This window comes from Embleya scabrispora DSM 41855, assembly GCF_000372745.1.
GTDB classification, from domain to species: Bacteria; Actinomycetota; Actinomycetes; order Streptomycetales; family Streptomycetaceae; genus Embleya; species Embleya scabrispora.
Window position 1 is genome coordinate 250,643 of sequence record NZ_KB889741.1, and the last position, 10,195, is coordinate 260,837.

Sequence of the window (10,195 nt, forward strand, 5' to 3'; positions counted from 1 at the left end):
GAGAACTCGTGCTCTACGGAAGTGCCCTGCGGGACGATCTCGTCCGCGCGGAGACCACACCCCTCGTCGGCATTCACGACATGTATTCCGCGTCCCTCGCGGCCCGGCACTTCGACGGCTTCTTCGTTTCCGGCTTCGGTTTCGCCGCCTCCTACTACGGGCTGCCCGACATCGGCTTCATCGCCTGGCCGGACATGGTTGCGTTCGTGGAGCGCCTGCGGCTCGCCTTCCCACGGCAGCACCTCCTGGTCGACATCGACGACGGCTACGGCGACCCGGAGGTGGCCTGCCACGTGGTGCAACGGCTGGCTCGGGCAGGGGCGTCCGGGGTGATCCTGGAGGACCAGATGCGACCGCGGCGCTGCGGCCACGCCGACGGCAAACTCGTGCTTCCGCTGAACGAGTATCTGGACAAGCTGGCGCACGTGCTGGACTGCCGCGGCGACATGGTGGTGGTCGCCCGCACCGACGCCACCGAACCGGACGACATCCTGCGCCGGGCGCGGGCCCTGGCCAAGACCGACGCCGACGTGGTCCTGGTGGACGGCGTGCGCAGCGTCGAGTGGATCCGCCGGATCCGCGCGGCGGTCGGCGACAAGCCGCTGCTGTTCAATCAGATCGCGGGTGGCAAGTCGCCACGCCTGACCCTCACCGAACTGGCCGAACTCGGCGTGGACGCGGCGATCTACAGCACACCGTGCCTGTTCGCCGCACACACCGCCATCGACGCGGCGCTGACCGAACTGATCCGCTCCGACGGCCGATTGCCCGAGGCCGACGGTCCGGACGCGGTCGGCGTCCGGACCGCGACCGCACTGCTGGAGAAGAACATCAGCCGCCGGCGCCTGCGCTGACCGCCGGCCGCGACTCGCACCGGTCGGCGAGTCGGCGGGCGCGCACCGCGAGGTGCGGTCGGGGCCGGGGCCGGATCGACCCCGGGGCCGCCGTCCGGGCGAGCATCGGGTTGCGCGGTTCGTCGATGCCCTCGACCCAACCGACCAGTGGCCGACCGGGATATCCGACGGCGAACCGCAGGAATTCGGCGGGCGGTTCGGCGATGTCCCCGGCGGGGACGTCAGGTTTCCGGCGGGCCGGCACCAGGTGCGGCAGCATGTTCGGCTCCGGGGGGCGGGGCGGATGGTTCGGCCAGTCGATCGCGCAGCGCCCGGGCCCGGTCGCGGAAGCGGGCCACACCGGCCAGCTTGATCTCCTCGTAGCCGCGTACCGTGTCCGGGAGTTCGCACAGTTCGACGACCACGTCGCGGGTCGCGGGGGTGAGTCGGTCGAGCGCGTGTCGCACGTGTTCGACGTACTCGTCGATCAATTCCCTCTCGGTGCGCCGCAGTGCGGTGGGCCCGAACGGGTCGAGGCGGGTGCCGCGCAGTGGCCGGGCGGCGTACAGGGCGCGGAACAGCGGGGTGCTCCACGGACCCAGGCGGATCTTGCGATCCATGCCCAGCGCGCGCAGCACCGGCGGATGCAGGTGCACCGCGAACGTGCGGTCCGCCGGCAGCGCCGCGACCTGCGCGAGGTGCAGCCGGGCCACCTCGTACTCGTCCTTGTAGGCCATCAGCTTGAACAGCCCGCGGGCCACCGCCTCGGCGACCGTGTCGTCGCCCGGGATACGCCGCGCCGCGACCGCGTGCGCGTGCGCGACGACGTCGACGTAGCGGCGGGCGTATCCGGCGTGCTGATAGGCGATCAGCTCGGGCACTCGGACGCTCAGCAACCGGCGCAGTTCGCCCGGCGTGCCGGACACCCGGTCGACCAGCGCGGCGGCCGGCGGCGAGAGCGGCACGGCCTCCTCCGGCTCACGCAGCCGTTGCACCGCGGCCGGTTCGGCCACCGCCGCCCGGCCCCAGCCGAACGCGGCCAGGTTCTGCTCGACCGCGGTCCCGTTGCGGCGGAACGCCTCCTCGATCGCGCCGAGCGTGATCGGCAGCATGCCGTGCTGCCAGGCCGCGCCCAGCATGATCACGTTGGCCGGCAGATGATCGCCGAAGACCCGTTCGGCCAGGTCGCGCGCGTCCACGTGGACGTTGTCCCGCTCGCGGGTGCAGGCGTCGATCACTTCCCGGGCGGCGACGAGATCGGGCGCGGGCGCGGTGACGTCGGTGGCCATCCGGCCGGTCGGGGCCAGGCCGGTGCAGACCACCGCGACGGTGCGCCCGGTGTTCGCGTTGGCCAGGTTGGCCGCCGACGCGGCGCCCAGGATGTCCAGCCCGAGCAACAGATCGAGGCTGCCGGCCGACACGGTGGCCGAACCGGTGACCGGGGTCGTGGAGATCCGCACGTCGGACACCACGGGACCGGCCTTCTGGCTCAATCCGGTCTGATCCAGGCCGGCGGTGTGCAGGCCGTCCAGGGCGGCTGCCGCACCGAGCACCTGGGCGACGGTGACCACGCCGGTGCCGCCGATGCCGACCAGGCGGATCCGAAGGTCCTCGGCCTCGACCCGAAATCGCGGCAGCGGCAGGTCCGGTGGTCGCGGCGGCTCGGGCGTGGTCGGCCCCACCCGATCCGCCCGACCGGCCCGCGCCGCACCGGGACGCGAGCCCTTCACCCACGCACCCTTCACCCACGCACCCTTCACCCACGAGCCAAGCGCACCCGCGTCCTTCGCCCGCACCGTCAGAAAGGCCGGGCAGTCGCCCTGAAGACAGGAGAAGTCCTTGGTGCAGGACGACTGATGGATCCGGGTCTTGCGGCCGAACTCGGTCTGCACCGGTTCCACGGACAGACAGCCCGACTTCGCGCCGCAGTCACCGCATCCCTCGCAGATCGACTCGTTGATCAGCACCCGCTCGACCGGATCGGCGAGTTCGCCGCGCCGGCGCCGGCGCCGCTTCTCGATCGCGCACAGTTGATCGTGAATCAGCACGGTCACGCCCGGGACGGCCGCCAACTCCGCCTGTACGGCCTCCAGATGCTCGCGCGGGCGGACCTTGGCGATGCCGGCGAGGCGGACTCGGCGGTAGCGCCGGACGTCCTCGGTGGTGACCACGATCCGCCGGACACCCTCGGCTTCGAGCAGCCGGGTGATCGCGGGCACCGAGAGCCTGCCCTGCGCCTGCTGTCCGCCGGTCATCGCGACCGCGTCGTTGTACAACAGCTTGAAGGTGATGTGCACGCTCGCCGAGACGGCCGCGCGGATCGCCAGTGAGCCCGAGTGGGCGAAGGTGCCGTCGCCCATGTTCTGCACCAGGTGCGTGCGGTTCAGGAAGGGCGCCATGCCGATCCAGTGCGCGCCCTCGCCGCCCATCTGGCTCAGCCCGGTGAGGTCGCCGTGGTCCTGTCGGTTGACGGTGACCATGCCGTGGCAGCCGATGCCCGCGCCGACCAGAGTGCCCGCAGGCACCTTCGTCGAGACGTTGTGCGGGCAGCCCGAGCAGAAGAACGGGGTGCGCTGGTCGACCAGCGGCAGCGTGCGCCGGTGCGCCGGCGGGGTCGACTCGGCCGCACGAGCGCGCAGTTCGGGCAGGTCGTGGTGGGCGAGCAGTCGCGCCGCGACGGCCCGGCCGACGACACCCGCGTCCAGCACGCCGGTGAGCGGGACCAGCGGCGCGCCCGCCGGATCGTGCTTGCCGGTCACCGGCGGCGTGCTCGGCGCGCCGTACAGTGCCTCCTTGACCAGCGGTTCGAGGAACGGCCCCTTCTCCTCCAGGACCAGCACCTCGTCCAGCCCGACCGCGAACTCCCGTACCGCCTCGGCATCCAGCGGGTGGATCATGCCGACCTTGAGCACCCGCACCAGGTCGTCCTCGACACCGAGGTGCTCCAGCGCCCGGCACAGGTCGAAGTAGGCGGTACCGGCGGTGATCACACCCACCCGCGCGGTGGGCGCCGACCGGGCGATTCGGGTCAGGCGGTGCCGGCGGCCGTAGGCCCGGGCCCGGGCGAGCCGGACCTCGACCAGGTCGCGCTCCATGTTCAGCAGGCGCGGCCCGATCATCATCGCGTCCGGCCGATGGCCGGGGCCGGCCGGGGGACCGGTGGGCGCGTGTTCGCCGCCGACCTCGACGGTCGCGGTCGCGTCGGCGACCCGGGTGACCACCTTGAGCGCGACCCACAGACCCGACTCGCGCGAGCAGGCGATGGCGTGCCGACCCAGGTCGAGCAACTCCTGTACGTCGCCTGCGGAGAAGACCGGTACGCCGAGCGCGGCGAGCAGGGCCTCGGAGGCCCCGGGCACGGTGGAGGACTTGGCCGCCGGGTCGTCGCCGACCAGCATCAGCACGCCACCGGTGGGTCCGGTGCCGACCAGGTTGCCGTGCCGGATCGCGTCGGCGGCCCGGTCGACCCCCGGGGACTTGCCGTACCAGACGCCGAGCACACCCTCGACGGTGTGCGACTCCCGACCGGCGGCGAGTTGGCTGCCCGCGATGGCGGTGGCCGCCAACTCCTCGTTGACGCCGGGTCGGAAGACGATGCCCAACTCGTCCAGCAGCGCGGGCTGCCGGCCGAACTCCAGGTCGATGGTGCCCAGCGGCGAGCCCTGATAGCCGGAGACATACGCTCCCGTGTCGGCGCCGGCCCCGGCGTCGGCACGGCGCTGGTCGAGGACCAGCCGCACCAGCGCCTGCACGCCGGACAACAGGACCCGGCCCTGCGTCGTGGTGAAGCGGGCGTCGGGTCCCGCCCGGTCCTGGGTGGTACTGCTCACTGTGGGCTCCTCCTGGACGGCCGGGGCGGGCGGCGGACGAGAACGCGGGTCATCCGGCGCACACCGGCCGGGCGGGCTCGTCGCCGGTGAGCGCGAGCAGCGGGTGGGTGTGCACCGGACCGGCCGACGCCCAGGCCCGAGTGGTGAGTTCGGCGATCGCGGTGCCGCTTTCGTAGGCCGCGAGCAACCGGTCCGGGTCGAATGCCGGGCCGACCGGGTCGGCGGTGAACTCGGCCCCGGTGAGGTAGTCGGTGGTCTCCTGCGCGGTGGCGAAGTTGTCGATCTGCAACTCGACCGTGTTGCCGTCCGGGTCGCGGTAGTACATCGAGGTGGTCGGGCCGTGCGCGACGCACACGTGCGGCCGGATGCCCGCGTCGCGCAGGCCGGCGAACCGGTCGAGCAGGGCGTCGAGAGTGGCGAAGGTGTAGGCCGTGTGCGCGAGGCCGACGGTCGTCGGGGTGCGCTCTTCGAACGGAATCGGCGCGCCGATCAGCCCGAGCCGGTGGTGCTCCTCGTCGAAGGTCAGGAAGGCGATCTGCTCGGTCTCGTACACCACCTGGGCGCCCAGTGCCCGGGTGTACCACTCGCGCATCTCGGCCTTGCGGTTGGTCTGCAACACGGTGTGCGCGAGGCGCAGGGTCGCGGTCATCGTCGAACTCCCTTGTCGTGGTGTGAATGTCAGGTACGGACGAAGCCGCCGCCGGTGCGGGCCGGGACGGCGCGCAGCGGTGCGGTCAGGTCGGCGGGGCCATGGTCGTCGGCCACCCGCAGCGACGTGCCCGTCCGGGCGCAGCAGCACGCATCCGCGCGGCCCGATGCCCCACAGCCGTGGCCGGGCCGGTGCGCGGTTCGTGCCCCGCGGCATCCTCGATCGCGGCCGGTGCGCCAGGTTCGGTGAACAACACGCCGGTGCCGGCCATGCGTTCGGCGTTGCGCATGCTCTGCGCGGCGTTGAACCGGGCGACCGGCACGCGCTCCGCCTCGTAGCTCGCGAGCAGGTCCTCGCCGGCCTGTCCGCGCAGCACGGCGGCCGGTTTCCAGGCCGGGTTGTGCGCGTCCCGGACGCCGGTGTTCATCCCGAAGCCACCGGTCGGCGGGAACCGGTGGGCCGCGTCGCCGACCAGGAAGACCCGGCCGGACCGGAAGCGTTTCGCGATGGCGATCCCCAACTGCGACGGCAGCGCGCTGCGTACCCGGACCGCGAGGTCGGGAGCACCCACCGCGTGCCGGATCAGCTCCGCGCAGCGCTTTGCCGGGTAGTCGGCGGGGCTCTCCCGCTCGGGGTCGAACGCGAGGTTGTAGGTCCACCGAGTGCTGCCGTCCGGCGCGATCAGCGCACCCTGGGTCTGCGGGTTCAGGATCCGCCACACCGCATACGGCCGGCCCCGGGTGTACGCGGTGAGGTCGGCGTCGAAGTAGACGTCGAGCAGGTGGCCCACCGGCGCGATCTCGTCGTTGCCGATGCCCGGCAGCGTGCGGACCGGACTGCGCGTGTCGATCCCGAGCCGCCCGAGCCGCCCGAGCAGCACGGCGGCGCTCAGGCCCGCCGGGCCCGCTCCCACCACCGGCACGTCCACGTCCGGTACGGCCATCGGCACTCCCTGTGTCGGTCCAACGCGGTGCTCGACGAGCGACGCGTGCCTACGGGGTGCGTCGGCGGGTGCGTCGGTCGAGGTGGCAGCCACGCTAACCAGAGTTTGATTTCAAGTCAAAGAATCTTTGAGTTCAAGTCGAAGAGTTGACACGGAGCGCACCGCGTGGCTCGATATGCTCTGGGAATGGCTGAGGGAGCAGAGGAGAAGGCGGCTCGACCCAGGGCCGCCGGGCGCAGCCCGGCGAAGGGCGGGCCGGCGAAGAAGCGCACGTCGAACCGGCTGGGCACGGGCACGGGTCCGGGCACCGGGCGGCGCGGCGAGCGTCGCCGGCAACTTCTGGAGGCGGCCGTCGAACTGTTCTCCGCGCGGCCCTACGAGGACATCTTCATCGCCGACATCGCCGATGCCGCGGGCGTCGCGCACGGCCTGCTCTTCTACTACTTCAAGGACAAGCGCGGCATCTACCTGGAGGCGCTGGGCCAGGTCGCCCGCGACATCCAGGACTACCAGCGCCCGCGTCCGGACGAGGTGAGCGCCGAGGCGCGCCTGTACGGGATGGTCCGGCGCCACTTCGAGTACATCGGCGGGCACACCCAGACCTTCATCGGGTTCATGCGCACCGGTCTGGGCGATCCCGATGTGCGGCGGATCTTCGAGTCGGCCCGGCAGGCGGGTGTGGACCTGGTGCTGGACCTGTTCGAGATCGAGTCCGAGCCGCCGCCGCCGATCCTGCGCGCCGCGCTGCGCGGATGGGTGGGCTACCTGGACGAGATCAGCCTGGACTGGCTGGCCTACCGCGACGTTCCGGTGGAGGACGTCGTGCAGTTGTCCATCGACACGCTGATCGCCGGCCTGCGGAGCGTGGAGGGCCGACACTCGGACATCACGGCGATGCTCCGGGAACTGAACCGGGCGGCCTGAGCGCTACCCGGCCTTCGGTGCGATGCGGTGCAGTTGTCGGCGGTCGTAGTACGTGGTCATCGCGAAGCCGAAGGCGAGACCGGCCACGATGCCGAAGGCGATGCCGAGCCAGGCCCGGGTCAGACCGGCGTCGGCGCGCGCGTCGAAGTACAGGATGGCGCGCACGCCGTCGGTGAGTTGGCGCATCGGCTCGAACACGGACAACACCCGGTAGAAGTGCGGCAGCGCCTGGAGCGGGATGGTCGCGCCCGAGGACGGCAGGGCCAGCACGATGAAGACGAACATGCCGACCAACTGGCCGATCCCGCCGAAGGCCGCGTTGATCGCCTGGACGCCCACGCCGACCGCGGTGGTCGCGCAGACCGAGAACACCCACAGCAGCGGGAGATGCGCCGCGTCCATGTCCAGGATGCCGATCGTGGCAAGCATGATCAAGGTGGTGGTCAGCATCGACAACACGGCGGACATCGCGCACTTGACCGCGAGTTGATGGGTACGGGTGATGTGCACCAGCGGCCGTTCGGTACGCAGCGGGCCGATCTCGCTCGCCATGTAGCCGAGGGCGACGTCGACCCCGTTGCCGATGATGTTGCCGCCGAGGAAGCCGGCCAGTACCAGGAGCAGCGTGTAGTAGAAGGCGGTCAGGCCCAGTCCGCTGTGTGGGCCGATCGGATGGCCGACCGCGATGGCGACCGCGATCGGATCGGCGAGCAGCAGCCGGGTCGCGGCGGTGACCTGCCCCGATCCGGTCGGCGGTGCGCCGGTGAGCGCCGCGCCCAATTGCAAGGAGGCCGCGTGCAGGGCCTGTTGGGCGATGGCGGTGGCCAACGACGAGGCCAGACTGCCCGCCCCCGGGTTGGTCAGCACGGTGACCGTGGGGCGGGTCGGCGCGGCCGGCGCCGCCGGCGCGGGGGCACCCAGCGCGGCCACCGACGCGGTGAAGCCCGCCGGCACCACGATCGCGCCGTACAGCTTGCCCGAGGCCATTTCCTGCCGGGCCGAGGCTTCGTCCATGACTCGCCAGGACACCGTGTCGCCCGGATCGGGCGCGGCGGCGATGCCCTCGACGATCCGCGCGCCGAGGTTGTTCGCCGTGCCCGCCGGCGCACCCCGGTCCGCGTCGACCAGGCCGATCGGCAGGCGGTGCAGGTCCGCGCGCGGGTTGAGGATGCCGCCCATGTAGAGCATGGACAACAGGAAGGCCAGCAGCCCGACGATGATCGAAGGCATCACCCAGATCCGCGGGTTGCGCAATACCTGCCACGCGCCGACCCAGGGGGCGGACTGGTTCGAGGCCATCACTCTCCAGACGGGCCGAGGGGCGGACCGGCCACCCGCGCGCAGGCACGGCGGCGGGCGGGGCCGCCGTGGGCGAGATGGTCGCCCCGTCCACGGCGGACCAAACCCCGGATGCGCGGGACGAGCGAAAGCCCGGCCCCCTTCCTTTCGGCGGCAACGGCGAGAAGCCTCGCTCCCGGCGTGGGGCGCCGGGAGCGAGGCCGTCATCGGTCGCGCGTGATCAGGAGATGCTCACGTCGTCCACGAAGAACGTGGTGGTCAGCGAGGAGTCCTCGGCACCCGCGAAGGTGAGGGTGACCGTCTGGCCCGCGTAGGCGCTCAGGTTCACCGTGCGTTGCACGTAGGCACCGGTGGCGCCGACGTTGGAATAGGTGGCAAGCGTGGTCGAGCCGATCTTGACCTTGAGGGTGTCGTAGACCGTGCTGCCGGTCTCCTGGGTGGTGGTCTTGATCCACACGCGCAGGTTCGGCGAACCGGCCGGGATCGTGACGTTGGACTGGCTCACGGTCTCGGTCGCGGTGGAGCCGTAGCCCATCATCCACGCGTACCAGGAACCGCCGTGCGCGTTGCCCGGGTTGCTGTTGGTTATGTCATTGGCGCTTTGCGTCCAGTTGGCGGTGCCGTCCTCGAAGCCGCCGTTGCGTATCGCGCTGCCCGGGGGCGCGTTGCCGACGGTCAGCGTGTACTGGGCGGTGTGGGTGGCGGAGGGGCCGGTACCGGTCACGGTGATCACGTATGTGCCGTTCGCGGCGTTGGCGGCGGCGGTCGCGGTCAGCGTCGCGGAGGCACCGGACTGGACCGAGCTCGGGGTCAGGGTCACCGAGACGTCGGCGGGCTGACCGGTGGCGGTCAGCGCGACGGTCTGCGCCGCGCCCGAGGTGGTGGTCGTGCCGACCGTGGCCGAGACCGAGGCACCGGCGAGCACCGAACCCGAGGTCGGGTTGACGCTGATCGAGAAGTCGGGGCCCGGGTTTCCGTTGCAGGTCGGGTCGCCCGACTGCGCGGGTACGCTGACGGCGTCCCAGGCGGCCTTGGTCTTGTTGAACAGGCCGCAGGTGGGGTCGAGGGTCTTGGCGGAGTTGAGGGTGGCGGTGCGGTACTTCTTGTAGGTCATGCCGCTGGTCTTGAGCAGCATGCCGCCGTAGAAGATCTTGCCTGCCTGCTGGGCGCCGACGCCGGTGAGGGTGGTGTTGTTGCAGGTGGGGCTGGCGGGTTTGCCGCCGCCGGGGTTGGTGCCTTCGGCGAGCAGGTAGAACCAGTGGTTCATCGGGCCTGCCGCGGCGTGTTCCTCGGTGTTGGGGATGGAGGAGCTGTAGCAGTCGGGGTCGCCGTTGGTGGAGGGCTTGTACATGTAGCGGATGGGGCCCTGGCCGACCAGGTTGACGGCTTCGCCGACGGTGTAGTCGGGGACGTCGTAGGGCGAGGGTTCGTTGGTGTACGCCTCGGTGAGCGCGCCCATGATGTCGCCGGTGGATTCGCCCAGTCCGGGTTCGGTGCCGGCGCCGCCGGGGGTGAACTGGTCGATTCCGTGGCCGAATTCGTGGCCGACGACGTCCATCGAGGCGATCCACTGGTTCGCCTGGTTGTGGCCGATGGAGACGGAGGATCCGTCCCAGTAGGCGTTGACGTCGTTGAGGCCGACCTTGACCGGCCAGCTGCCGCCGGTGCCGTTGTGGCCGTTGCGACCGAGCCAGTCGCGGAGCATGTTCCATTCCTT

Annotated in this window: 7 protein-coding genes and 1 pseudogene; 2 read left to right on the forward strand and 6 right to left on the reverse strand. The window is 71.5% G+C overall.

Translation table 11 applies throughout. The features are described from left to right. Positions 1–8: 8 nt before the first annotated feature. Positions 9–854, forward strand: coding sequence for an isocitrate lyase/PEP mutase family protein (locus A3IC_RS0150515; RefSeq protein WP_020557677.1), 846 nt, complete (start codon positions 9–11; stop codon positions 852–854). Here A3IC_RS0150515 and A3IC_RS0150520 read toward each other — a convergent pair. The 4 genes from A3IC_RS0150520 to A3IC_RS63760 all read right to left on the reverse strand — a co-directional run bounded on the left by A3IC_RS0150520 (position 832) and on the right by A3IC_RS63760 (position 6,255). Next, on the reverse strand, positions 832–1,113 hold the full coding sequence (locus A3IC_RS0150520; protein ID WP_020557678.1) for a hypothetical protein: 282 nt from the start codon (positions 1,111–1,113) through the stop codon (positions 832–834). The two genes, A3IC_RS0150515 and A3IC_RS0150520, sit on opposite strands and share 23 nt — an antisense overlap. Further along, positions 1,076–4,663, reverse strand: coding sequence for an indolepyruvate ferredoxin oxidoreductase family protein (locus A3IC_RS0150525; protein ID WP_020557679.1), 3,588 nt, complete (start codon positions 4,661–4,663; stop codon positions 1,076–1,078). The genes A3IC_RS0150520 and A3IC_RS0150525 overlap by 38 nt, the downstream gene beginning before the upstream one ends. Positions 4,664–4,712: 49 nt before the next feature. Next, on the reverse strand, positions 4,713–5,312 hold the full coding sequence (locus tag A3IC_RS0150530) for a VOC family protein (protein ID WP_020557680.1): 600 nt from the start codon (positions 5,310–5,312) through the stop codon (positions 4,713–4,715). A gap of 85 nt (positions 5,313–5,397) precedes the next feature. Then, positions 5,398–6,255, reverse strand: a complete 858-nt coding sequence (locus A3IC_RS63760) for an FAD-dependent monooxygenase (RefSeq protein ID WP_020557681.1) — start codon at positions 6,253–6,255, stop codon at positions 5,398–5,400. Positions 6,256–6,441: 186 nt separating this feature from the next. On the opposite strand from A3IC_RS63760, the gene A3IC_RS0150540 reads away from it, so the two are divergent. Beyond that, entirely contained in the window at positions 6,442–7,179 is a 738-nt protein-coding gene (locus tag A3IC_RS0150540; protein ID WP_020557682.1) for a TetR/AcrR family transcriptional regulator, read from the forward strand. 3 nt (positions 7,180–7,182) lie between these two features. On the opposite strand, the gene A3IC_RS0150545 is transcribed toward A3IC_RS0150540, so the two are convergent. Together A3IC_RS0150545 and A3IC_RS61300 are read right to left on the reverse strand one after the other, a co-directional pair. After that, positions 7,183–8,478 carry a YhgE/Pip domain-containing protein gene (locus A3IC_RS0150545; protein WP_020557683.1) on the reverse strand — a complete coding sequence of 432 codons (1,296 nt, stop codon included), beginning with the start codon at positions 8,476–8,478 and terminating at the stop codon, positions 7,183–7,185. Between the two features lie 646 nt (positions 8,479–9,124). Continuing rightward, positions 9,125–10,195: pseudogene (locus tag A3IC_RS61300) on the reverse strand (M4 family metallopeptidase); the annotation flags it as partial.

Bases quoted from the DNA above. Each gene is read 5' to 3' on its own strand.
- A3IC_RS0150545 (WP_020557683.1), bottom strand. From the start codon at position 8,478: ATGGCCTCGAACCAGTCCGCCCCCTGGGTCGGCGCGTGGCAGGTATTG.
- A3IC_RS0150530 (WP_020557680.1), bottom strand. From the start codon at position 5,312: ATGACCGCGACCCTGCGCCTCGCGCACACCGTGTTGCAGACCAACCGC.
- A3IC_RS63760 (WP_020557681.1), bottom strand. From the start codon at position 6,255: ATGGCCGTACCGGACGTGGACGTGCCGGTGGTGGGAGCGGGCCCGGCG.
- A3IC_RS0150540 (WP_020557682.1), top strand. From the start codon at position 6,442: ATGGCTGAGGGAGCAGAGGAGAAGGCGGCTCGACCCAGGGCCGCCGGG.
- A3IC_RS0150520 (WP_020557678.1), bottom strand. From the start codon at position 1,113: ATGCTGCCGCACCTGGTGCCGGCCCGCCGGAAACCTGACGTCCCCGCC.